This window comes from Acinetobacter sp. PFS20 (assembly GCF_052261015.1).
In the GTDB taxonomy this organism is placed as follows: Bacteria; Pseudomonadota; Gammaproteobacteria; order Pseudomonadales; family Moraxellaceae; genus Acinetobacter.
Map to the genome: position 1 here is coordinate 637,690 of NZ_JBPVZE010000001.1, position 24,062 is coordinate 661,751.

Here is a 24,062-nt window from a genome sequence, read left to right on the forward strand (position 1 = left end):
TGTAACAAAACATTTATAAAATCGCTTTTTAGAGGGGAGAGATTCCATGAAAAAACTAGCAATTGCATCAGCTCTTTTATCTGCACTCGCAGTAAGTGGCGCAGCAAACGCTTACCAAGCTGAAGTTGGTGGTTCTTACAATTATCTTGATCCAGACAACGGTAGCAGCGTAAGTAAATTCGGTGTTGACGGGACTTATTACTTTAATCCTGTTCAAACTCGTAACGCTCCACTTGCAGAAGCAGCATTTTTAAGCCGTGCAAGTAATGTTAACGCACTTATCAACTATGGTGATAACAGCGGTACTAAAGATACTCAGTATGGCGTAGGTGTTGAATACTATGTTCCTAACTCAGATTTCTACCTTAGCGGTGATGTAGGCCGTAATGAGCGTGAAATTGATAACACCAATATTGATAGCAAAGTAACTACTTATGCAGCTGAAGTAGGTTATTTACCAGCTCCAGGTCTATTACTTGCACTAGGTGTTAAAGGTTACGACGAGAAAGACGGTAAAGACGGCGCTGATCCAACAGTTCGTGCTAAATACGTAACTCAAGTAGGTCAACATGACGTAAACCTTGAAGCGTTCGGTGCGTTTGGTGACCTAGACGAATATAAAGTTCGTGGTGACTACTACATCGATAAAACTTTAAGCCTTGGTGTGGATTACTACAATAACGACTTAACTGATAAAGATGAATTTGGTATTAATGCTAAAAAATTCTTAAATCAACAAGTAAGTCTTGAAGGTCGTATTGGTTTCGGTGACAACGATAACACTTATGGTGTTCGTGCAGGCTACCGCTTCTAATCTTACCTATAAGTTTATAAAAAAATCCGCTCAAATGAGCGGATTTTTTTTATTGGTTTAAATGCACAATACGCAATTGTAAATTTACATTACCCTTAAATACATTACGGTCAATCTCATAGACCAAATGAACTTCATCTTGCATAGGATTAAATTCAAATCGTCCAACGGCATTAAAAGCAATCGCATCAAAAGTATATTGATCAAGAGCCAATCTAAGTTTTAGATGTGTTTCTTTAAGCCAACGATAATCAACAACTTTAAAATGTCCTTCAAACTGAGGAAATGGGAATTTTTGCCCCCATGGTCCAAGTTGCTCAATCCAATCCAATGTGTCTAGTTGCAAAGCCGAAGCTGGTAATTCCCCATCTGTCCATAAAGTAGCTTGAAACAAAGATTCTTCCATAGCTGCAACACAGGTAGTAAACACTGTTTTAAAAGCATCAAAATTTTCTTTACGTATCGTTAAACCTGCCGCTGCTGCATGTCCACCAAAATGGCTCACCAATTCGGGATGTTGTTCAGCAACCTGTTCAATCGTATCTCGAATATGCACCCCATCAATTGAACGCGCAGATCCTTTAATATGGACACCATCTTCATCTGGTGCAAAGACAATAGCTGGTCGATGAAACTGTTCTTTTAAACGCCCTGCCACGATCCCAATCACGCCTTGATGCCAGTTTTCTTCGAAGAGCACCAGAGCTGGGGGAATATCTTCTTTTGAGAGCTGCAAACTATCTAAAGCAGATAAAGCTTGTTGCTTCATCTCTCCTTCAATTTGTCGCCGCTCTATATTCAACTGATTTAATTGTTGAGCAATCGGGTAAGCTGTTTCCATAGAGTCTGCTAATAAACACTCTATACCGATTCGCATGCTCTCCATACGCCCAGCAGCATTAATACGTGGACCTAAAACAAAACCTAGATCTTGTGCACGCAAAGACGACGCCTCTCGGCCAGCAATATCCAACAGTGCCAATATCCCAACTCGACATTGATGTTGCTGAATCCGCTTCACACCTGCATCCACTAAAATGCGGTTGTTATAATCTAATACAGCAACATCCGCATAAGTTCCCAAAGCAACCAAATCTAGATATCGAGTGACTTTGCTTGTGCTTTTACCTTGTCTAGTACGTAAACTTGCCAAATTAGCCAACACATAAAATGCAACACCAACACCAGCAAGCGCCTTACTCGGAAAATCACAGCCTAATTGATTTGGATTCACCACCGCCTCTGCTAGAGGCGTTTCTTTTGTTGTTAAGTGATGATCGGTAATAATAACTTGCATGCCCAGAGCATGGGCTGTATCAACTCCAGCATGGCTGGAAATTCCATTATCAACTGTAATTAATAAATCAGGTTGATAAGTTTGGTGTGCAAGCTCTGCAATTGCGGGGGTAAGCCCATAACCGTATTTAAATCGGTCTGGAACTAAATAGTCGACTTGTGCTCCCATATCACGAAGCACCAATACCATTAACGCTGTGCTGGTTGCACCGTCAGCATCATAGTCGCCAACAATAATAATCTTTTTCTGTGCATCAATAGCTTGATCTATTAATGTCACAGCTGTCTCTAGTCCCTTGAGCTGCGGGGCTAATAAATTCTTAAGCTTTAGCTCTAATTCCTGTTCAGATTCTACTCCACGCCTTGCCAAAATTTCGGCAATAAACGGCGGCACGCCCTGAAATTGTTCAGGGCGTGTCAATAAAGGTCTTTGTTTGATTTGTATTTTTGTCATTTAAGGCATCAGTCGGTGCAGCGTCCATTGACCGTCGATTTTTTCATAACTCAAGCGGTCATGTAAACGATTTGGTCGTCCTTGCCAGAATTCATAATAATCTGGTTGCAGACGATAACCGCCCCAGAACTCCGGCTTGTCAAGCACTTCACGGCTTTCAACTTGCTGTTGTAAGTCTTGAAAACGTTGCTGTAACAGCTCTCGGCTTTCAATTTTACCACTTTGGGGGGTACTGATATGCGCTGCAATCTGGCTATCACGTGGTCGTTTAAGGTAGTATTCTGTAGATTCTTGCTCAGCAATTTTAACTACGCGACCACCCACTCGCACCTGACGTTCTAGACTTGGCCAGTAAAATAATAATTCGGCATATGGATTTTCTGCCAAATCAATACCTTTTTGACTGTCATAATTCGTATAAAAATCATAACCAGCTTCTGTGGCCCCACGTAACAAAACTGTTCTAACATGAGGTCTGCCCTTTGCACTTGCAGTTGCTAATGACATTGCATAGGGTTCATGCAAATTGGCTGCTAGAGCCTGATTAAACCAAACAAGAAACTGCTGATGAGGGTTAGATTCAACCTGCCCCTCATGCAACTCACCTTGCTCATAACTTAAGCGTAATTCACTTAAATCTTTAATGACATCACTCATGTCATGCACCTTATGCGACTTGTGCTTGTGAACGAACTGAATCTGCTAAATGTTGAGCTAAAGCTTTCACCTCTTGCTCATCATCACCTTCAACCATGACACGAATCACCGGCTCTGTTCCAGACTTACGAATCAAGATACGTCCACGGCCTTTGAGCTGTGCTTCTGCTTTATCAAATTCAGTAACCAATGCCGGAATAGAATACGGATCAAGCATTTGTTCTAAACGTACGTTCAAAAGAACTTGTGGGAATAATTTAAAGTCTTGAACCAATTCATGAAGAGCCTTATTTTGCTCGACCATTACTGTTAATACTTGAAGTGCGGCGATAATGGCATCACCAGTCGTACTCTTGTCTAAAGTTAGAATATGACCAGAAGGTTCACCACCTATCACCCAAGCATTTTCTTCTAAAGCCTGTAATACATAGCGGTCACCGACTTTTGCACGAACAAAGTTAACGTTTGCTTTTTCAAGTGCAACTTCAAGTGCCATATTACTCATGACAGTACCAACAATACCCGCTGGCTTATTTTGAGCTTGAGTCGCCAAAATATATAAAATATGGTCGCCATCAATTAAGTTACCAAACTTATCAACCATCACAACACGGTCAGCATCACCATCAAAAGCAATACCTAAATCTGCTTCCTGCTCAACTACTGCTTTTTGTAAGTGTTCAGGATGTGTTGAACCACAGCTTTCATTAATATTTAAGCCATCTGGTTCATTGTATAAAGCAACAACTTTTGCCCCTAACTCACGAAAAACTGAAGGCCCAACGCTATATGCAGCGCCATGAGCACAGTCCAACACAATCTTTAAATTATTTAAATCGAAGTGGTAAGGGAAAGTAGATTTACAAAATTCGATGTAGCGGCCATTGGCATCATTTACACGAACACTTTTACCTAAGTTTGCAGTGTCTTCAATAAATAAATCTTTTTCTAATTCGTGGTTAATTTCTTCTTGTAATGAATCCGGTAATTTTTTACCTTCGCTTGAGAAGAATTTAATCCCATTATCATAATATGGATTATGCGATGCAGAAATAACAATACCTGCATGTGCATGTAAAGCACGAGTTAGGTGTGCAATTGCTGGTGTTGGTAATGGACCAAGTAGATGAACATATACGCCAGCAGCGTTTAAGCCCGCCTGCAAAGCAGATTCTAAAATGTAACCAGATAAACGAGTGTCTTTTCCTAATACAACGAGTGGTTTATTTTTTGGACTCGTTCGTTTTAATACCTTCCCTGCAGCAAATCCGAGTTTTAAAGCAAACTCTGGAGTAATAGGCATTTGCCCAAATTTTCCACGAATACCATCCGTTCCAAAATAACTCATAGCTTATCTCATTCTTACGCCACTTCAGGGTGGCTCACTTCATATATGGCAATTCCGCCATATTTCTTTTCGTTAGATTTACTTTACACCAAAAACAAAAAGCCGTCAGTGTAATGACGGCTTTCTTCATTGTTTTGGTTACCAAAATCTAACCAACACGATAGTTTGGAGCTTCTTTAGTAATCGTTACATCATGAACATGTGACTCAGACATACCAGCTGAAGTAATTTTCACAAATTTCGCATTTTGGCGAAGATCTTCAATCACAGCAGAACCGGTATAACCCATCGATGAACGTAAACCACCCATCATTTGATGAACGATGTTACCCATTGGGCCTTTATATGGAACACGGCCTTCGATTCCTTCTGGTACTAATTTCTCAGCACCCGCTTTTGAATCTTGGAAATAACGATCAGCAGAACCAGTTGCTCCCGCCATTGCACCTAATGAGCCCATACCACGATATGCTTTGTAGTAACGACCTTGGAAAAACTCAACTTCGCCCGGCGCTTCTTCAGTACCTGCAAGTAATGAACCAACCATGATCGTACTTGCACCCGCACCGATCGCTTTTGCCATATCGCCAGAGAAGCGGATACCACCATCTGCAATTAAAGGAATTTGATCTTTTAGTGCGCTAGCAACGCTGTCAATCGCAGAAATTTGTGGCATACCAATACCTGCCACAATACGTGTTGTACAGATAGAACCAGGACCAATACCTACTTTTACAGCATCTGCACCTGCATCTAATAATGCTAATGCAGCATCACCAGTTGCAATGTTTCCACCAATCACTTGTACTTGAGGGAAGTTTTGTTTCACCCAACGTACACGTTCAATTACACCAGCTGAGTGACCATGTGCTGTATCAACAACAATTACGTCAACACCAGCTTCAACCAATGCTTCCACACGACTCGGTGTATCAGCACCTGTACCTACCGCAGCACCAACACGTAAACGACCAAGGTCATCTTTACAACTGTTTGGATAGCTTTCAGCTTTGCGGAAGTCAGTCACTGTAATTAAGCCTTTAAGTTCGTTGCTCTCACCAACGACCAAGACTTTTTCAATACGGTGTTTTTGCAATAATGCTTGAATATTTTCTTTAGATTCGCCTTCACGTACAGTGACTAAACGATCTTGACCTGTCATGATGTTGCTAACAGGTTGTTCTAAATTAGTTTCAAAACGCGTATCACGGCCTGTCACAATACCAACAACCTTGCCGTCTTTAACAACAGGTACACCGCTAATGTTATTAGCAGTGGTAATCGCAATCAGTTCACGTACTGTAGTTTCAGGCGTTACAGTGATAGGGTCTTTCACCATACCCGCTTCGAATTTCTTTACACGGCGTACTTCTGCAGCTTGAGCAGCAATATCCATGTTTTTGTGCAAAATCCCGATACCACCATTTTGTGACATCGCAATCGCCATACGTGACTCAGTCACTGTATCCATTGCAGCTGAAACTAATGGGATATTTAAATGAATGCCGCGAGTTAATCGTGTCTTTAAAGAGACATCTTTTGGGAGAACAGTAGAGTAGGCAGGAAGTAATAAGACATCATCGAAGGTTAGCGCTTCTTGAACGATGGTCAGCATAACAATCTCACTGGTAAATTCCGTGAGCTATTATAAACAAATTTCAATGCAATTTTCATATTATCTTTGCCTTTTTCAGCAATAGATGTAGAGCTGCTCTAAATAATTCCCACTTATTATAGTTTTAACGTTATTTTTTAACCCATGTTTTTGCAACCCAGAATTTTATCTGGGTTGATCATTAGACATCATATTTAGGCAGGACAACTAAAAACTTGTTCTGTCATCAAGTCAACACCACAAGGTAAAACCTCAATCCAGTCCAAAAAATGATTAATCATTTCTTTGCCAATAAATGGACTGCCATGCTGTGGAACAATCATTTCAATGTCCATCTGGCGGACCATGTTTACCCATAAACGGATAACCTTATTTGAACACATATAGCGTTGGTGAAAAGCTTTCATTTTCAGAACATGCGTATCGAAATCTCTTAAAGGTTGATTAGCATCCTCAACAAGTGAAGCGCCCATATCACCAGAAAATAAAATTTTGGCGACTGGATCATAAAACTGAAAATTACCAACCGAATGTAGAAAATGTGCAGGAACCACCACAAGCTTTGACTCCCCCAATTGAATCACTTGACCACGGTCAGGTAATTCAATAAGACGGTCTTCCCAATTTCCTTTCATACGCTCACTCATAAATGAGGAATTTAGGTGCGGTAGAAAACGTGCCCATAATTTTGACGCCACCACTTTAGCGTCTGTATAGACTAACCAACGTGGCATTGAGGTAATAATATCTGGATCCTGATGCGAAGCCATCACATAGTCTAGATTTTTCAAACGTGTATATTTATTTAATTCCATCGTTAATGGAACATAGGTCAAATCACCACCTGGATCGATTACAGCAGCGCGCTCATGATCAATAATTAAAAATTGATTGGCTTGGATACCTTCCCCTTTGACCAAACTGGTAAAACTAATACATTTATGTACGCCATTATCAAATAATATCTGCGATGTTGTTTTTTCAAACCCCATACAATTCCCCAAAAAACTTTAAATATTAGATATTTTTATATCCATACTAAAATAAAGGGATTCTATAACTCTTGCAATGAATTGCTTTATTTTTCTCATAATATTTTAAAATAGCTTTTGCTTTTCTTATTTTATAAATGAATCATAATGTTATTTAAAATTTACACGCAATAAATTAAAATAATTCTCATTATCAGTTTTGTCTTTTGCGCTGTCTAGGCCTCCCATGAACCAAGTACCTTATTTTTCAAGCTCCAAAACATTGTTAGCAGTTGCTATTTTTAGCTTAATGACAGCAAGTCATGCTGATGGAACAGCAGAACAACAGAATTCGACCAGTGTGCTACCCACAATTTCTATTCAGGCGCAAAAAGAACCCAGCTCTCCCTATGTCGCAACAAAAGCAACCTCTGCCCTAAAATCAGATGCACCCTTATTTAAGACAGCTCAATCAGTTTCTGTGGTGACTCGTGAACAGCTCGACCAGAAACAAGCTAGAACTCTAGCAGATGCACTTGAAGGTGTTGCAGGTGTTGAAGCTGGAAAACTTGGTCGTCGTGGTTGGGATGATTTTGTTATTCGAGGACAGACCTCTTCCGATTCGGTTTATGTAGATGGTTTAAGAGTTGGACAAAATACTTACGTTGCCACTGAACTATCAGGCATGGATCAGGTCCAAGTCTTAAAAGGCCCTGCCTCTATTAATTTCGGTTTGGTTGCACCAGGTGGTATGGTCAATTTAGTCACTAAACGACCTGAAGCAGAAAACTTTGCACGTGCTAGCATGACTTATGGCAGCTATAACTTAAAAGAAGGTACATTCGATTTAAACTATAGCCCTAATAATAGTGAGAAAGGTGCTTTTCGTTTAAATGGCCGCATCTCTGACCAAGATGACCCGACAGATTATGTGTATTTTAAAAATTACTATATCTCCCCTTCTTACAATTTCGACTTAGGTGATAACACTGACCTCTCTGTCATCGCAAGCTATCAGCATCGTGAATATATTCGTCAGCAAGGCTTGCCTGTAATTGGCACATTAAAAGACAATCCTAACGGCGCTATAGACCGAAGTTTATATATTGGCGACCCTAACTTCGGTAAATATGAAGCAGATGTTTACCGCACTGGTTATACGTTTAAACATGCTTTTGATAATGGCTGGAACTTTAACCAGAGTTTTGCAGTTCAAAAAACTGAAATGGATGGTACTGCGGTTTTTGCTCAAACTAAAAAGTTTTGGGCAGATTCATCTTACACAACCATTAACCGAGCAAATAATAGTCGACATCAAGTAATTGATAACTTAAGTTTCGCCATCGATAACCGTTTAAACAAGCAGTTTGATTTATATGGTATGCAACACGACCTTAATATCGGAGTAGATGCTTTTCAGGAAAAAAGTGACTACACCAATGATAAATACGATATTGGTAATTTAAATATCTATGACCCCGTTTATGGTCAAAACGTGACATTGAAGCAAAATGTTCGGGATATTAATCGTCTCAAATATTTGGGACTCTATTTACGTGATCGCATTCAACTCAATGATCAATGGCTTTTAAGCTTATCTGGACGCCAAGACTGGGCACAAACTCAAAGCACAAGCTTAGTTACAAGTAGTGCAAGTAAACAATCAGACAATGCTTTTACGGGTAGCGCCTCTGTCATGTATACCCTTAATGACATTGTTGCCCCTTATGTCAGCTATGCCACTTCATTTACACCTAACAGTGGTACTGATGTAAATAATAATCCGTTCAAACCTGAAGAAGGAAAACAGGTTGAAGTCGGAATGAAATTACAAAGTCCTGATCAACGAATTCAAGGCGCTATCGCTTGGTATGATTTAAAACGTCAAAATGTTTTAGTCACTGATACTGCGAATAGTGGCTATAAAATACAACGTGGCGAACAGTTAACTCGCGGTATTGAGACTGAGTTAAATGCAGATGTATTAGAAGGCTTAAAATTAACGGCTGCATATACCTACACCATTGATGCTGAAATTAGTAAAGATGCAAACTCAAGCAATGTAGGAAAAGCACTCGATAATATTCCTGAGCATGCTTATAGCTTGTCAGCACGTTATAAATTTGACCCAGAATCAAAACTTGGTTGGTATGTTGGCGGTGGATTCCGTGGCGAAACATATAAAACTGTCGATGGCTTAGATATCCACATTCCGGGCTATACAGTCTTTGACACTGAAGCTGGCTATGACGCTGGACATTGGGGTGCTCAACTTGCGATCCGTAACCTATTTGATAAAGATTACTATGCAGGTGCACTGAACGAGAATTTGGTGACGCTCGGTAACCCACGCCAAATTAACTTCACAGTGAAATTTAACTATTAAAATAATCCACAAAAAAACGCACTCAATTCGAGTGCGTTTTTTATGGTAGCTTTAAATGCTTTAGAAGAAATAATGCTGCACTAAAGTAGAGACACCTACAATTAAGAAAATAGCAGCACCAATTTTATGGATAAGTGAGATAGATAAACGTTCAGCTAATTTATTACCAATAAATACAGCTGGTGCATTGGCAATCATCATACCTAAGGTTGTACCTAGCATCACCCAGAAAATGCTGTCATAACGTGCAGCTAAAGCAACTGTCGCAATCTGGGTTTTATCACCAATTTCTGCTAAGAAAAACAGGATAAAGGTTGCACCAAAAACACCAAATTTTTGCCATCTGTTAATGCTATCTGTTTCATCATCTAGCTTATCTGGAATAAGCATCCAGAACGCCATACCTATAAAACCACCCGCAAGTACCCAAACTAAAATTTCGGGACTCAACACGGTCGTAATCCACTGCCCAAGCACAGCAGAGATACCATGGTTAATTAAAGTTGCTAAAAGAATCGCAATCAGAATAGGGATTGGCTTACGGAAACGTGCAGACAGTAAAAGGGCCAACAATTGAGTTTTATCGCCCATTTCAGCAAGGGCAACAATCGAGGTAGAAATCAGAAATTCTTGCATGTCGTTTCTCTGGCTAGCATAAATGCCCATGACCTACCGCTCCTGCTAGCCAAATATCTGCAGAGTGGTAAATCAAAGGTCTTGCCAACTCGGAAACGATGAGACGTTTAAGCTATGATGACCATGTTCTGTTGAACAATTATGTTGATCATCACCTATTCATTCAGAAATGAATAGCGGCTACTCCCCAATGAAGTATGTGCTCATTATATTCGAGCAGTGCTATTTTTCAAACAAAAAATTTTATCCATGCCCATACTAATAGCCTCCCCAAGCCTAATAGTAAAGCTAAACAGATACTTAAGTTAATAAAACCAAAATTGTTAATGCCAGCTATATGTTGTGATTGAAATTCAAATGGCAAAATAAGCGTTGCCACAAATACTTCCAAACCGATTGCAACGTAGGTCATCCACTCCCAAGGAAAGTGCAAAAAACTGACCCATAATCCCATCAATAAAAATACAACCAACAGAATCGGTAACATGATTTTTAAAAAATTCACCATTTATTATTTCTCCTTTACCTAAAACGAGAAACTTTTCCTCTCTCGAGCACTCCCTCTTAATCTTTAGATTAACCTAAAATCAATTAAATTAAATACCAAAATAAAAACCCCGCCGAAGCGAGGTTTTAATGATTCATTTCAAAATATTAGATTAATAAAGTACGAATATCTTTAAGAAGTTTCGTAAGTTTATTGGTAAATCGAGCGGCATCTGCACCATTAATTACACGGTGGTCATAAGACATCGACAACGGCAACATTAAGCGTGGATCAAAGTCTTTACCATTCCAAACTGGTTGCATCGTTGCAGGTGAAATACCCAAAATCGCAACTTGTGGCCAGTTCACAAGTGGTGTAAATGATGTACCACCAATCGAACCTAAGCTTGTAATCGTGAAATTCGCACCTTGTAAGTCTTTCGGTGTTAATTTCTTATCACGTGCTTTTTGACCTAACACACCCAATTCAACTGCAATTTGCTTAATTGATTTTTGGTCTGGGTTACGAAGTACTGGCACAGTTAAACCATCAGGTGTTGCTACCGCAATTCCCATATGGATTTCATTGCGCAAGAGCACTGATTTACCGTCATCAGATAGATGACCTGCGAACTCACGCTCTTCTTTCAACAAATACGCAACTGCTTTGATTATGAATGCCATAATCGTCAGGCTGATACCTTCTTTTTTGAAGTTGCCTTTCAGCTCATTACGCCAATCTTCTAACTCAGTAATGTCAGCCAAATCAAACTGGGTGACTTGCGGAATAAAGTTGTTCAACGACAATTGCGGAATTGATACTTGCTGCAAACGCGTCAGTACTTTTTCTTCCACGCCACCAAATGCAGTGAAGTCAGGAAGCTTTGGCAAACCCGAAACCGCTGGTGCAGCCGCAGCAACTGGTGCAGCTTGTGGCGCAGTTAAACGAGTCTTCACATAAGCAAAGATATCTTCTTTAACAACACGGCCATGCTCACCAGAAGTTTTAACTTGTGACAAAATTACACCAAGTTCACGAGCAAGCTTACGTACAGCAGGACCTGCATATACTTTAGCGTTTTCGGCTTCTTGCTCTTTAGTTAACTTGTCACTGCCAGACGCTGGAACAGATACAGCCTGAGTCGGAGCAGGAGCTGCCGCTTTAGGCGCTGCTGCCTGTGCAGCTGGAGCTACTTCTGCTTTTGCCGCTGGTGCCGCAGCAGGTGCTTGGCCTTCAGCTTCAATTGTTGCAAGCAATATACCTTGTGAAACCTGTTGGCCTGCTTGCAAGTGAATCGCTTTCACAACACCCGCAACAGTACTTGGAACTTCAACAGTCGCTTTATCTGACTCAACCACAACAAGGCTTTGGTCTACATCAACTTTATCGCCAACTTGTACCAAAATTTCAGCAACAACTGCTTTATCTACACCCAAATCAGGAACGTTAATATCAACTGGTCCAGATTGAGTAGCAGCCGCAGCTACAGTTTCTTGTTGAACTGGTGCAGATGCTGCTACTGGAGCTGCTGTAGAAGCAGGAGCTTCAACTGGCGCACTTGATGCAGATGTTGTTTTCACTTTAATGAGCACAACACCTTCTTTAACTGTATCGCCTTCTTTAACTTGAATGCTTTCTACAGTACCAGCAACACTGCTTGGTACTTCTACAGTTGCTTTGTCAGATTCAACAACAACGATGCTTTGCTCAACATCGATTTGCTCGCCAACTTTTACTAAAATTTCACCAACTAGTGCTTTTTCAACACCAATATCTGGAACTTGAACTTCAACCACTTGGCTAGTGGTTGCAGCTGCTGGTTGTGCAGCAACTTGTGGAGCTGGAGCAGGTGCTTCTTTTTCAGCTGCTGGTGCAGGTTTTGCAGCTTCTTCTGCTTGAGCTACAGGTGCAGCACCCTCAGCTTCAAGTTCAAACAATACCGTACCTTCAGTTACGCTATCGCCTTCTTTGATCAAGATGCTTTTCACTACACCTGCTGAAGTGCTAGGCACTTCAACAGAGGCTTTATCTGACTCAAGCAAAACAAGGCTGTCATTTTCAGCAATGCTATCGCCAACTTTTACCAAAATTTCAGCAACAACTGCTTTATCTACGCCAATATCAGGGGTCTTAATTTGCATGCTTAGTTCCCCTCACCTGTTTGCGCTTCATGGTATTCAGCAACTGCTTGAACTTCTGGATGTGCTTGTGGAGCCCATGCCACTGGACGATCAGTATCTAACTCAAAGTTAGAAATTGCATCTTTAACTAAACGTGCATCTACTTCACCTTCGTCAGCTAATTTTTTCAAAGTAGCAACAACGATATGTGCAGCATCAACACCAAAGAAACTACGCAAGTTAGCACGTGTATCTGAGCGACCATAACCATCTGTACCCAACGCAACAAATGGGCGACCATCTGGAAGATAGGCACGGATTTGTTCGCTATACGCACGCATATGGTCTGTTGCTGAAACAACAATACCTTCTGTACCGCGTAATTGTTTAGATACCCAAGACTCTTTCACTTCTTCAGTAAGTGGGTGTAAGCGGTTGTATTCTTCACATGCCATACCATCACGAGACAATTCATTGAAGCTTGTTACACTCCAAACGTTTGAATGGATTTGGTATTCATCACGTAAGATTTTCGCAGCTTTGATCACTTCACGAAGAATTACACCTGAACCAAGTAATTGAACAGTTGCTTTTTCATCTTTTTCGAACAAGTACATACCACGTTTAATGCCTTCCTCAGCGCCTTCAGGCATTGCAGGATGCTCGTAGTTTTCGTTCATTACAGTTAGATAATAGAACACACGCTCTTGGTTCACATACATACGTTGTAAACCATCATGTACGATTACAGCCAACTCATAACCAAAACATGGATCGTAAGATACACAGTTTGGAATCGTGTTCGCCAAGATATGTGAATGACCATCTTGGTGCTGTAAACCTTCACCGTTCAATGTGGTACGACCAGCAGTAGCACCTAACAAGAAACCTTGAGCTTGTGCATCACCAGCAGCCCATGCAATGTCACCAATACGTTGGAAACCAAACATTGAGTAGTACATGTACATTGGAATCATTGGCAAGTTATTCGTTGAATAACTTGTTGCCAACGCAGCCCATGCGCTCATCGCACCAGCTTCGTTAATCCCTTCTTGAAGCATGTGACCGTCACTTGCTTCACGGTAATGCATTAACTGTTCTTGGTCTTCTGGAGTATATTTTTGACCGTGAGCAGCATAAATACCAAGCTGACGGAACATACCTTCTAAACCAAATGTACGTGCTTCATCTGGAACGATTGGCACTACGCGGTCTTTAATTGCTTTTTCTTTAAGTAAAGCAGCAATTAAACGAACCATCACCATAGTCGTAGATTGCTCTTTACCACCTGAACCGTTTAATACTGCATCAAATACAGATAATTCAGGAATCGCTAAAATTTCACTCTCTTTACGACGTGCAGGTAGGTAACCACCTAATGCTTCACGACGCGCCTTCATGTACTTCATTTCTGGAGAGTTTTCACTTGGGCGATAGAATGGAAGCTCTTCTAATTTATCATCTGTAAATGGCAAGTTAAAACGGTCACGTACATATTTTAGAGAGTCGATCTGCATTTTTTTGATTTGGTGAGTTTTATTCACCGCTTCAATTTCTTCAGACAAACCATAACCTTTAACAGTTTTTGCAAGAATAACTGTTGGTTGACCTTTAGCTGTCATTGCTTCTGCATAAGCAGCAAAAACTTTGTACGGGTCATGACCACCACGGTTAAGATTATCGATGTCTTCATCGCTTAAATCTTTTACAAGTTCCGCAGCTTCTGGGTACTTGCCAAAGAATTTCTCACGTGTATATGCACCACCTTTCACTTGATAGCGTTGGTATTCACCATCAACAGTTTCTTCCATTACCGCTTTTAAAGCGCCTGTGTTGTCTTTTGCAAGTAGCGGATCCCAATGACGGCCCCATACCACTTTAATGACACGCCAGCCCGCACCACGGAATAAAGATTCTAATTCTTGAATGATTTTACCGTTACCACGTACAGGACCATCTAGACGCTGTAAGTTACAGTTAACAACCCAAATCAAGTTATCAAGTTTTTCACGACCAGCAAGTGAAATTGCACCAGTACTTTCTGGCTCATCCATCTCACCATCGCCAAGATAAGCCCAGACTTTACGATTTTCTTCTTTGATCAAGCCACGGTTCATCAAATATTTTTGAATGTGCGCTTGATAAATCGACATGATTGGACCAAGACCCATTGATACAGTTGGGAATTGCCAATAGTCCGGCATTAAATATGGATGTGGATAGCTTGGTAAACCGTTACCGCCAACTTCACGGCGGAAATTACTTAACTGTTCTTCAGTTAAACGTCCTTCAAGGAATGAACGTGCATAAATACCAGGAGCACAGTGTCCTTGGTAATAAATCATATCTCCGCCAAAGTTATCGCTGTTTGCACGGAAGAAATGGTTAAAACCTACGTCATATAATGTTGCACTTGATGCGAAGCTCGCCAAGTGTCCACCTAAATCATCACCTGTTTTATTCGCACGAAGTACCATTGCTAAGGCATTCCAACGAATCAATGCACGAATACGGCGTTCCATATCTTGGTCGCCTGGCATTGCAGGTTGTTCTTCAACAGAAATTGTATTTAAGTAAGGTGTATTGAGACGTTGAATTGGAACATGCTTAGCAATTGCTTGTTGGTAAAGTTTTTCCAATAAGAATGCTGCGCGCTCAGTTCCCATATGTTGTAAAACTGAATCGAATGCATCTTGCCACTCTTGGGTTTCTTGTGCATCGGAGTCACCGTAAAACGCCATAATTCACCTGTTCCTTGTTCTTTAATCTACTTTGTATTTTTACCACGTTTTACCCCTCTCTAGTTATTGCCACGGGTGAATGTGAGGGGGGCCTATTATTTTCTGAATGAATAGTCATTGACCGAGCATTAAACAAAATAACAAAAAAACGCCAATAATGGCGTTTTTTTATACAATCTTTACGTTAAAAAAGGTTTAGGCTAATTTCAGATTCATAAATTTAATAACCTTAACTTTTTAACTATGCTTTTAAGGAAGCATCGCCAAGTAAGTAGTTGGATTCTTACGTTGACCATCTTTTACTACTTCGTAGTGCAAATGTGGGCCAGTACAGCGACCAGTACAGCCTACATTGGCAATATGCTCACCTGCCGACACTTGGTCACCTACACGTACCATTAAGCGCGAAGCATGAGCATAGCGTGTTAAGTAACCATTCCCATGGTTAATTTCAACGTATTGACCATAGCCAGTGCCCCAGCCAGATTTCGTTACAATACCTGGGCCTGTTGCATAGATTGGCGTGCCACTTGGAGCAGCCATATCTAAACCACCATGATGTTCGGCACGGCCGCTCATTGTACGACCACCGAAGTTCGAAGAAACTCGTACAGTATCAGGAAGAGGATGCGAAACTAACCAAGAGTAAGCATTTGAAGAAGAGGCATTAAAAGAATTCTTTGCACTCGTATTGCCATATTTTTTTGCGAGCGATTCATTGTTGAGCTCAACCGTTTTTTGGCGTAAGGTCACTGAAACTTTCGCACTCGCCGGAAGATCTAAATCATCAGGATGGGTGTATGAACCTTGAGATAATGTTTTTGATAGTTGTTCCAATCGATCTGAATCAGTAGATTGGTTAATTGTTTGATAATCTGCAAAAGCAACTGATGCTGCCGAAGCGGCAAGTGAAAACGCTAATAAAATACGACGCGTGTGCATAAAAACCTCTTGAAACTGTTCTTACTCAAGTTCCTTATGATCTCTTCCTTGATATCAATCGAAATGAACGCTTAAGATGAAGACAAGAATCTATCCGAGAATGACCCATGTCTAAACCCGATAACGTTTTTCAACAAACCGGAAAACACATAAAAACAGGAAACCTTACGTTTCTAACAACGCAAGTCGCGCAATGGCAAAGACTTACGAAAATAATCCAACCCTTATTGCCCCAACCGGAACAATGGCAGGTCGTGTGTTATCAAAATGGTTCTTTAATCATTACTGGTGAAAATCAGGCGATGATTAGTCAACTCAGTTATTTACAGAACCAATATGTATCTAAATTATCTCAACTTGAAGGGTTAAAAGACTTACAAAGAATTCAGGTTCGCTTGAGAAATAAAAATACTCCAAATCCACCCTCATCTGAGCCCTCTAAACCCATCCCCCCGGAAACACAAGAAATGTTACGTAGTGCAGCCGACTTTGTGAGCGACCCTAAGCTTAGCCAAGCTTTACTACGTTTGGCAAGCAATAAAAAATAATGAGCTTTCTATTTCTTAATTAGAATCGTTCTTGTTATGTGATAATAATCACACTTTGCAATGTTACAATATAACGTAGCCAAGTAAAGACAATGACTTATGTCACACTGACATATGGAATTGGACATTCATTCTCGTCATTAAATGTTACAATTTCATAATTACTCGGATCACTTTGAACATTGCGTAACAACTGATTATTTAAAGCATGTCCCGATTTATAGCCATCAAACTTGGCAATAATTTGATGACCAAGTAAATACAAATCACCTACTGCATCCAAAATCTTATGTCTCACAAATTCGTCAGCGAAACGTAAGCCTTCTTCGTTCACAACACCTGTGTCATCTACACCAATGGCATTATCTAAACTTGCCCCCAAGGCTAAGTTATTTGCTTTGAGGTAATCGAGATCTTTCATAAAACCAAAAGTACGAGCTTCACTGACTTCATATACAAAAGTTTCAGTAGAAAAGTCGATAGTGGCAGATTGATATTCTTTAGCAAATGCTGGATGGTCAAAATCAATCGTAAAATTTAACTGAAAACCATTATGCGGGCTAAAAATCGCTTTTTTATCATCTATTAATGCTTCAACTGGTTTTAATATTCTTATAAATTTTTTCGGTGCATCTAGCTCACGCAATCCACCTTGCATTAAGAGGTAAATAAACGGGCCGGCGCTTCCATCCATAATCGGAACTTCGGACGCAGATACCTCAACAATAAGGTTATCAATTCCTAAACCTGCAATTGCGCTCATTACGTGCTCAATCGTTCCAACTTTTATATCTCCAATCACTAAATTGGAGCACATGAAAGCTTCTTGAATGAGCAATGCATTTGCATGGATTTCAACGGGCGGGTCTAAATCGATACGACGAAATACAATACCTCCATCCGCGGTATGTGGAATGAAATTGATCATCACTTTTTGACCGCTATGAAGACCTATTCCACTCGCTTTTACCACACGATTGAGAGTACGTTGTTTCACCATGCTTTGTAACTTCTTTTTTAAAACCGCTATACGTTAGCATATTTAGTCATTGATCAAAAACAAAAAAAGGCAGTGTTTAAACACTGCCTTTTTTAAAATTTAATAATTTTTTACTTACGTTGCTGATTTTTCAAGTAATCTTGAATACTCATCGGAGAAGAACGCGGAGAAGAACTTGCATTGCTACTCACTTCATTGTCTGCATTTTGACGCTTATTAATAGCAGGAACGTCATCTTCATCAACAGATTGAGCCGCTTGAGACGTTGCATGACTTACTGTATTACGTTTTCTCGGTTCTGCATCTGCTGCATTACGCGTTAAACCAGTTGCAATTACTGTTACACGTAATTCATCACGCGCATCTGGATCAAATACTGTACCGTAGAAAATTTCACCTTCATCAAGGTCAACAATCTGGTTCACAACATCAGTAATGATTTCAGTTTCGCGTAACGTAATATCATCACCGCCAGTAATGTTAATCAACACACCTTTAGCATTAATAATATTGACGTTATCAAGCAATGGGCTACGAATAGCCTGTTCAGCTGCTTGACGTGCACGATCTTCACCACGACCTAAACCAGCACCCATCATTGCGTAACCACGAGTACTCATTGCAGTTTTCAAATCGGCGAAGTCAAGGTTAATGTGACCACGGTTTACAACAAGGTCAAAGATACTACGTACAGCGTTTAACAATACATCATCAGCTTTTTTATAAGCATCTTTCATTGAAATATCGCCATATACGCTAAGTAAGCGCTGGTTCGGGATAATAATCAATGAATCAACATGTGCTTCAAGCGCTTCAATACCGCGTTCAGCAGATTTTAAACGGCGACGGCCTTCAAAGTTAAATGGAGTTGTTACAACACCAACAGTCAAAATACCCATTTCTTTGGCAACTTCAGCCACCACAGGAGCCGCGCCTGTACCCGTACCACCACCCATACCAGCGGTAACGAATACCATATCCGTACCTTCAAGATGGTGACGAATAATTTCACGGCTTTCTTCTGCTGCAACTTGCCCAACTTCAGGGTTAGCACCAGCACCTAAACCACGTGTACTTTGCTCGCCTAACTGAATTTTGAAAGGTGCATTCATACAGTCTAGTGCTTGTTTGTCTGTATTGGCACAAACGAATTTAACACCTTGAATATCAGACTGCACCATATGTTGAACGGCATTACCGCCACCACCACCTACACCAAATACAGTGAAACGGGCTTGACCGTTGCCATCGTTTAGTTCATCTTCTATAAATTCAAATGAGGCCATGACCTTTAGGGTTCCTAATACATTATGGCAGTCACTTCAGCCCGTATACTGCCTTGATTTTCAAAAATAACTAATTTTAAGAATGCTGTGCAATACAAACCTTGTCAAGTACAGTGGTTTTCTCTTACAACTTCCTAACAATTCTACCAATAAATCCATACATCCTAAAAAATGGCTTTTAGCTTGCTATTAAATGCATTCCAGCCATTTACCATTCGCTCCCATACCGAACGGTCATTTGCCTCTTCAGGCTCTTCAACAGCTTCTTGCAACTCACTTTGGCTAAACATGAGCAAACCAGCTGCTGTTGCATACATCGAACGACGTAATGCTGCCTGATGTTGATCATCAGCATAAACCTGTAACGGCGGATTACCCAAATGGGCAGATACCCCCAACATACGGCGAGCCAAACTCACCATACCTTCGATTTGACAAGCATCCCCTGTCAACACTACACCATGGTATAAACCATGAATTGCACCGCTGTTTTCGAGCTCATCGCGAATCTGGCTAAAGATCTCTTCATAGCGGGCAATAATAATTTCTGACAACTCAATTCGACTAATAGTTTGAGGGCCATCAATTCCTTCTACCTGAATCATGTGATCTGGCTTAACAGCACTTAAATCAACACAACCATACAGAATTTTAATACGCTCAGCTTCTTCTGTTGTAGTTTGCAATACAGCAGCAATATCACGCGTAACGTGCTCACCACCGCGTTGCAATGTACGTGCCAGAGCCAAACGTCCATCTAAATAAACGGCAAGATTGGTAATGCCTGCGCCAATATCGACCAGACAAACACCATACTCTTTTTCATCTTTAAGCAAGCTTGCCTCAGCGGTTGCCAGACAAGATACCACCATTTTTTCAACCCCGATATTTGCACCTTTCATAGCGCGATCAAGGTTTTGCATAGTCGCAATCGGCATCATCATTAACTGATAATGTCCGGTCATACTATGGGCAGTCATATTAATTGGATTCTGCACCCATTCAGCAGAATCACCTAATTCAAAGCCTAATGGCACTGCACTTGCTAAATAGTAATCAGAAGTCACATGACTTGCTTTTGCCAATTCTAACGCGCGCACGACTTCATTTGTTGTAATAACATGTGCTGGATTAGCAACTGGTGTGCGGCCAGAGGCATAAAAACTTTGCAACTCGGTACTCGGAATCGATACCCATGCGCTATGAATGCGACATTCGGCCATATTTTCCGCTTCAGCGACAGCATTTTTAATCGCAGCGATAACTTTATCGAGGCTTACGATTTTTCCTTTATTCATGCCACGATTGCGAGCAGTTGCCATACCGATAACTTGAATGTTATCCGGCGCATGAATTTTTCCAATCAAAACTGAAACTTTATGCGTCCCAATGTCAATCGCAACAACTGAGGGAACAGCTTCATTCATCACTCATACCATTTCTTTGTTGTTTAATACCAGGCAAATTGCCTATTTTAAAGCCACGTATTATGGCTTTGCTTTTGTTCCACCTGCAATGCTTGTGTCATCAATCGTTACAACAAACTGACCATTCACAATTTTAGGTGGTGTTGCGTTCTTCCATTGAATAGATAATCCATTACGATATCGCAAATCAATGGCTGAGATTTTCGGCCACACTTGTTTTAAGTCAGATTGTGCCAGATGGCTTAAACGTTGCAACTTATTCATTGTTTGATCTTGGTCAACAATAATTCGTAAACCTGAGTCAAACTGCATAAACCAAGTCATTCGCTCCGTCAGATATAACTCTTTTAGACGCAAATTGGCAGGGTGAAATAATTGATTGATTTCATTATAGCGTCGCATCATCATTTTTGACTGGCTTACCGGACCATGGAGTAACGGAAGCTCAGGATGAATAGTCGGCTCTGCCTCACTGAATACATCGCCTCCATCGCTTAACAAGCGACCTGTTCCCCAACGGGCGATGGCATGTCGAGGCATGACACGAACACGAATACCATTGGGCCAAGCACGAGATACTACAACTCGGTCTACCCACGAAATTTCTAATGTTTTATCACGAATCTGTTCTAAATCAGATGTGAAATAATTCGCTTTTATAATTGGAGCAACATGCTGCATCACTTGTTGTGTTTCAACTGAAGACGTCGATCCCACAACTTCTAACTTTGCAACTGTTGCATCTGTAATAACTTTATATAGCCCATAAATTCCGACTGCCAGCACTACAAAAGCAATAACCAACAGCACCCATCCACCAGCATTTGCAAGCTTCTGCTTACGTGTAGGTGGTTTATCATGAATAGAGGTGATGGCCGCACGTTTACGGCGCATGGAAGCCGGAAGTTGTGCCATATTTAAGCCGTACCTTCCAATGTTTGCTCAAGAATGGCAACACACAATTCATCAAAACTATAGCCAACAGCTTTCGCAGCTTTTGGAACTAAAGAGTGGCTGGTCATACCTGGCACAGTGTTTACTTCTAAAAGCCAGAAATTACCCTGCTCATCCTGCATCGCATCAATACGGCCCCAGCTTTCTGCACCAACTGCCTGAAAAGCGCGTAAGCACAATGCTTGAAGGTTCTTCTCTTCTGTCTCACTTAGACCACAAGGAATACCATACTCTACATCATTACGTTGATATTTCGCTTCGTAGTCGTAGAAAGCAACATCTGCTGGTGGTTGTAAACGAATAACAGGTAAAGGCTGACCATTTAGGAATGAGATCGTGAATTCACGACCTGTGATCCACTTTTCTGCCATCACAACAGCATCGTGCTGAGTTGCTTTCTCAATTGCAGCTGCAAAATCTTCTGCTTTCTCTACCTTACTCATGCCGACACTTGAGCCTTCATGTACAGGTTTGATAATTACCGGTAAGCCTAACTCAGCAATCACCGCATCTAAATCTGTTTCTTTAGTAATAATGCGATATGGCGCTGTAGGTAAATCACTACCTTGCCAGATTTGCTTGGTTTTAACTTTATCCATGCCAATCGCAGAACCTTGTACACCAGTTCCTGTATAAGGCAGATTCAACCATTCAAGCACGCCTTGAATCTGGCCATCTTCACCACCACGACCATGCAATACAATAAATGCACGATCATAATTTACAAGTTCAGTCACACTGCGGTCTTGCGGATCAAATGCTTCAGCCTGAACACCTGAACGCAATAAAGCGTCCAGAACTGCCTGACCACTATCTAAAGACACAGCACGCTCAGCCGATTTCCCACCAAATAGCACGGCAACTTTGCCGAATTTTGTAGCATTTGACACGTTTAAATCCTTAACCCGATAATTCAATATTTTTGTTTATTTCACATACAAATGGTGTTGTGCAAGTTCTACAGAAATTGCTCCCACGTTACCCGCACCTTGCGTTAATAACAAGTCATTTGGTTGTAACACATTTTGCATGATGTTTTGCAAATTACCTTCAACCGGATCAACCAAAATCGGCTCTACTTGTCCACGTAAACGAATACTACGCGCTAGAGTACGGCTGTCTGCACCCACAATAGGCTTTTCGCCGGCAGGATAAACTTCCAATAATAATAATTGATCGACCTGAGAAAGCACTTCAATAAAGTCATCAAAGCAATCGCGGGTACGCGAGTAACGGTGTGGTTGGAATAACATCACCAACCGACGATCCGGATGACTCTGACGAGCAGCTTTAATGGTTGCTTCTACTTCTTTCGGATGGTGTCCATAGTCATCAACTAACTTCACGTTACCATCCGCAAGTTCGAATTCGCCTTGTACTTGGAAGCGACGACCAACGCCACTGAAGCCGGCTAAAGCACGGCTAATTGCGTCATCAGAAACACCTTCATCAGTCGCAACACCAATAGCAGCCAAAGCATTTAAAATATTATGCAAACCCGGTTGATTAATCGTTAGACGTAATGGTTCACGGCCTTTACGCAACACAGTAAAGTGCGAGCGCATACCATCTTGTTCAATATCAACTGCGCGAATGTCGTTGTCTTCGTTAAAACCATAGGTAATTACTGGACGGCCTACACGCGGCATAATTTCACGAATGTTGGCGTCATCACCACAAACTACAGCTAAACCATAAAATGGTAAGTTATGAAGGAACTGAACGAACGTATCTTTTAATTTATCAAAGCTACCTTCATAGGTATCCATATGGTCAGCATCAATGTTCGTTACAATCGCTGCCATTGGTTGCAAATAAAGGAAAGATGCGTCTGATTCATCAGCTTCAGCTACGATGAAACGGCTTTCACCTAATGCAGCATTTACGCCTGTACTGTTAAGTAAACCACCAATCACATAAGTTGGATCAAGGTTTTCTTCAGCCAACATAGTCGTTAAAAGACTAGTCGTTGTCGTTTTACCATGTGTACCAGCTACAGCAATACCATGACGGTAACGCATAAGCTCACCTAGCATCTCTGCGCGGCGTACGATTGGAGTACGTTGCTCAATCGCTGCTTTAATTTCCGGATTTTCTGGATCAATCGCTGTAGAAACTACAAGCACATTGGCATTTTTAATATTTTCCGCTTGATGCCCGATATAAACCTTGATGCCATTTTGCTCTAATTGTTCTGTAGTTTTAGATGCTTTAATGTCTGAACCGGAAATTTTATAACCTTGGTTACCCAATACCTCTGCAATGCCACACATCCCAGCACCGCCGATCCCCACAAAATGAATGTGTTTGATACGGCGCATTTCAGGCACTTTAATCAGTTTTTTTGCTTGGTTCGCAGCTGTTGATGGAGACATAGTAA

Annotated in this window: 19 protein-coding genes and 1 riboswitch; of the genes, 3 read left to right on the forward strand and 16 right to left on the reverse strand. The window is 40.9% G+C overall.

Annotation, left to right across the window (positions count from 1 at the left end; translation table 11 throughout):
* Nucleotides 1-46 precede the first annotated feature (46 nt).
* Nucleotides 47-814: a putative porin gene (locus ACS125_RS03085; protein ID WP_004790036.1), complete on the forward strand. Its 768-nt coding sequence runs from the start codon at nucleotides 47-49 to the stop codon at nucleotides 812-814.
* A gap of 49 nt (nucleotides 815-863) precedes the next feature.
* Here the strand turns inward: ACS125_RS03085 and recJ are convergent, their stop codons facing one another.
* From recJ to ACS125_RS03110, 5 genes are all read right to left on the reverse strand, one after another.
* Nucleotides 864-2,564 (reverse strand): single-stranded-DNA-specific exonuclease RecJ, encoded by a 1,701-nt coding sequence (gene recJ, locus ACS125_RS03090; RefSeq protein ID WP_443270469.1) that lies wholly within the window; start codon nucleotides 2,562-2,564, stop codon nucleotides 864-866.
* Nucleotides 2,565-3,221, reverse strand: coding sequence for a pyridoxamine 5'-phosphate oxidase (gene pdxH, locus ACS125_RS03095; protein WP_443270471.1), 657 nt, complete (start codon nucleotides 3,219-3,221; stop codon nucleotides 2,565-2,567).
* Nucleotides 3,222-3,231: 10 nt separating this feature from the next.
* The gene (gene glmM, locus ACS125_RS03100) at nucleotides 3,232-4,569 is read right to left on the reverse strand and encodes a phosphoglucosamine mutase (protein WP_440203230.1); all 1,338 of its coding nucleotides are present in this window, start codon (nucleotides 4,567-4,569) and stop codon (nucleotides 3,232-3,234) included.
* Nucleotides 4,570-4,717: 148 nt separating this feature from the next.
* Nucleotides 4,718-6,184, reverse strand: a complete 1,467-nt coding sequence (guaB, locus tag ACS125_RS03105; protein ID WP_004790042.1) for an IMP dehydrogenase — start codon at nucleotides 6,182-6,184, stop codon at nucleotides 4,718-4,720.
* A gap of 194 nt (nucleotides 6,185-6,378) precedes the next feature.
* Nucleotides 6,379-7,176 carry an MBL fold metallo-hydrolase gene (locus ACS125_RS03110; protein WP_443270474.1) on the reverse strand — a complete coding sequence of 266 codons (798 nt, stop codon included), beginning with the start codon at nucleotides 7,174-7,176 and terminating at the stop codon, nucleotides 6,379-6,381.
* A 226-nt stretch (nucleotides 7,177-7,402) separates the two neighbouring features.
* On the opposite strand from ACS125_RS03110, the gene ACS125_RS03115 reads away from it, so the two are divergent.
* On the forward strand, nucleotides 7,403-9,541 hold the full coding sequence (locus ACS125_RS03115) for a TonB-dependent siderophore receptor (RefSeq protein WP_443270476.1): 2,139 nt from the start codon (nucleotides 7,403-7,405) through the stop codon (nucleotides 9,539-9,541).
* A gap of 60 nt (nucleotides 9,542-9,601) precedes the next feature.
* Here ACS125_RS03115 and ACS125_RS03120 read toward each other — a convergent pair whose 3' ends face one another.
* The 5 genes from ACS125_RS03120 to ACS125_RS03140 all read right to left on the reverse strand — a co-directional run bounded on the left by ACS125_RS03120 (nucleotide 9,602) and on the right by ACS125_RS03140 (nucleotide 16,467).
* Nucleotides 9,602-10,177, reverse strand: coding sequence for a TMEM165/GDT1 family protein (locus ACS125_RS03120; RefSeq protein ID WP_003654075.1), 576 nt, complete (start codon nucleotides 10,175-10,177; stop codon nucleotides 9,602-9,604).
* Nucleotides 10,178-10,192: 15 nt separating this feature from the next.
* Nucleotides 10,193-10,378: riboswitch (yybP-ykoY riboswitch) on the reverse strand.
* A gap of 28 nt (nucleotides 10,379-10,406) precedes the next feature.
* Nucleotides 10,407-10,685: a hypothetical protein gene (locus tag ACS125_RS03125; RefSeq protein ID WP_174741962.1), complete on the reverse strand. Its 279-nt coding sequence runs from the start codon at nucleotides 10,683-10,685 to the stop codon at nucleotides 10,407-10,409.
* A gap of 146 nt (nucleotides 10,686-10,831) precedes the next feature.
* The gene (locus ACS125_RS03130; protein ID WP_443270478.1) at nucleotides 10,832-12,805 is read right to left on the reverse strand and encodes a 2-oxo acid dehydrogenase subunit E2; all 1,974 of its coding nucleotides are present in this window, start codon (nucleotides 12,803-12,805) and stop codon (nucleotides 10,832-10,834) included.
* 2 nt (nucleotides 12,806-12,807) lie between these two features.
* A complete protein-coding gene (aceE, locus tag ACS125_RS03135; protein WP_312821272.1) occupies nucleotides 12,808-15,525 on the reverse strand; it encodes a pyruvate dehydrogenase (acetyl-transferring), homodimeric type in 2,718 nt (905 codons plus the stop codon).
* A 249-nt stretch (nucleotides 15,526-15,774) separates the two neighbouring features.
* Nucleotides 15,775-16,467: a M23 family metallopeptidase gene (locus tag ACS125_RS03140; RefSeq protein WP_005300632.1), complete on the reverse strand. Its 693-nt coding sequence runs from the start codon at nucleotides 16,465-16,467 to the stop codon at nucleotides 15,775-15,777.
* 107 nt (nucleotides 16,468-16,574) lie between these two features.
* On the opposite strand from ACS125_RS03140, the gene ACS125_RS03145 reads away from it, so the two are divergent.
* Entirely contained in the window at nucleotides 16,575-17,015 is a 441-nt protein-coding gene (locus tag ACS125_RS03145; protein WP_004790058.1) for a DciA family protein, read from the forward strand.
* 97 nt (nucleotides 17,016-17,112) lie between these two features.
* Here ACS125_RS03145 and lpxC read toward each other — a convergent pair whose 3' ends face one another.
* The 6 genes from lpxC to murC all read right to left on the reverse strand — a co-directional run bounded on the left by lpxC (nucleotide 17,113) and on the right by murC (nucleotide 24,057).
* Nucleotides 17,113-18,015 (reverse strand): UDP-3-O-acyl-N-acetylglucosamine deacetylase, encoded by a 903-nt coding sequence (gene lpxC, locus ACS125_RS03150; protein ID WP_004790060.1) that lies wholly within the window; start codon nucleotides 18,013-18,015, stop codon nucleotides 17,113-17,115.
* 110 nt (nucleotides 18,016-18,125) lie between these two features.
* Nucleotides 18,126-19,301 carry a cell division protein FtsZ gene (gene ftsZ, locus ACS125_RS03155; protein ID WP_004790062.1) on the reverse strand — a complete coding sequence of 392 codons (1,176 nt, stop codon included), beginning with the start codon at nucleotides 19,299-19,301 and terminating at the stop codon, nucleotides 18,126-18,128.
* 164 nt (nucleotides 19,302-19,465) lie between these two features.
* A complete protein-coding gene (gene ftsA, locus ACS125_RS03160) occupies nucleotides 19,466-20,728 on the reverse strand; it encodes a cell division protein FtsA (RefSeq protein WP_004790064.1) in 1,263 nt (420 codons plus the stop codon).
* A gap of 60 nt (nucleotides 20,729-20,788) precedes the next feature.
* Entirely contained in the window at nucleotides 20,789-21,643 is an 855-nt protein-coding gene (locus tag ACS125_RS03165) for a cell division protein FtsQ/DivIB (RefSeq protein WP_004790066.1), read from the reverse strand.
* A 2-nt stretch (nucleotides 21,644-21,645) separates the two neighbouring features.
* Nucleotides 21,646-22,572 carry a D-alanine--D-alanine ligase gene (locus ACS125_RS03170; protein ID WP_005300616.1) on the reverse strand — a complete coding sequence of 309 codons (927 nt, stop codon included), beginning with the start codon at nucleotides 22,570-22,572 and terminating at the stop codon, nucleotides 21,646-21,648.
* A 36-nt stretch (nucleotides 22,573-22,608) separates the two neighbouring features.
* Nucleotides 22,609-24,057: a UDP-N-acetylmuramate--L-alanine ligase gene (gene murC, locus ACS125_RS03175; RefSeq protein ID WP_174729047.1), complete on the reverse strand. Its 1,449-nt coding sequence runs from the start codon at nucleotides 24,055-24,057 to the stop codon at nucleotides 22,609-22,611.
* Between the last annotated feature and the right edge of the window lie 5 nt (nucleotides 24,058-24,062).

What these genes read in the sequence shown, in the direction of transcription:
- ACS125_RS03145 (WP_004790058.1), top strand. Translation starts at nt 16,575, where the DNA reads ATGTCTAAACCCGATAACGTTTTTCAACAAACCGGAAAACACATAAAA.
- murC (WP_174729047.1), bottom strand. Translation starts at nt 24,057, where the DNA reads ATGTCTCCATCAACAGCTGCGAACCAAGCAAAAAAACTGATTAAAGTG.
- ACS125_RS03120 (WP_003654075.1), bottom strand. Translation starts at nt 10,177, where the DNA reads ATGCAAGAATTTCTGATTTCTACCTCGATTGTTGCCCTTGCTGAAATG.
- ftsZ (WP_004790062.1), bottom strand. Translation starts at nt 19,301, where the DNA reads ATGGCCTCATTTGAATTTATAGAAGATGAACTAAACGATGGCAACGGT.
- lpxC (WP_004790060.1), bottom strand. Translation starts at nt 18,015, where the DNA reads ATGGTGAAACAACGTACTCTCAATCGTGTGGTAAAAGCGAGTGGAATA.
- recJ (WP_443270469.1), bottom strand. Translation starts at nt 2,564, where the DNA reads ATGACAAAAATACAAATCAAACAAAGACCTTTATTGACACGCCCTGAA.
- glmM (WP_440203230.1), bottom strand. Translation starts at nt 4,569, where the DNA reads ATGAGTTATTTTGGAACGGATGGTATTCGTGGAAAATTTGGGCAAATG.
- ACS125_RS03165 (WP_004790066.1), bottom strand. Translation starts at nt 21,643, where the DNA reads ATGGCACAACTTCCGGCTTCCATGCGCCGTAAACGTGCGGCCATCACC.
- ACS125_RS03110 (WP_443270474.1), bottom strand. Translation starts at nt 7,176, where the DNA reads ATGGGGTTTGAAAAAACAACATCGCAGATATTATTTGATAATGGCGTA.
- aceE (WP_312821272.1), bottom strand. Translation starts at nt 15,525, where the DNA reads ATGGCGTTTTACGGTGACTCCGATGCACAAGAAACCCAAGAGTGGCAA.
- ACS125_RS03130 (WP_443270478.1), bottom strand. Translation starts at nt 12,805, where the DNA reads ATGCAAATTAAGACCCCTGATATTGGCGTAGATAAAGCAGTTGTTGCT.
- ACS125_RS03140 (WP_005300632.1), bottom strand. Translation starts at nt 16,467, where the DNA reads ATGCACACGCGTCGTATTTTATTAGCGTTTTCACTTGCCGCTTCGGCA.
- ACS125_RS03125 (WP_174741962.1), bottom strand. Translation starts at nt 10,685, where the DNA reads ATGGTGAATTTTTTAAAAATCATGTTACCGATTCTGTTGGTTGTATTT.
- ACS125_RS03115 (WP_443270476.1), top strand. Translation starts at nt 7,403, where the DNA reads ATGAACCAAGTACCTTATTTTTCAAGCTCCAAAACATTGTTAGCAGTT.
- guaB (WP_004790042.1), bottom strand. Translation starts at nt 6,184, where the DNA reads ATGCTGACCATCGTTCAAGAAGCGCTAACCTTCGATGATGTCTTATTA.
- ftsA (WP_004790064.1), bottom strand. Translation starts at nt 20,728, where the DNA reads ATGAATGAAGCTGTTCCCTCAGTTGTTGCGATTGACATTGGGACGCAT.
- pdxH (WP_443270471.1), bottom strand. Translation starts at nt 3,221, where the DNA reads ATGAGTGATGTCATTAAAGATTTAAGTGAATTACGCTTAAGTTATGAG.
- ACS125_RS03085 (WP_004790036.1), top strand. Translation starts at nt 47, where the DNA reads ATGAAAAAACTAGCAATTGCATCAGCTCTTTTATCTGCACTCGCAGTA.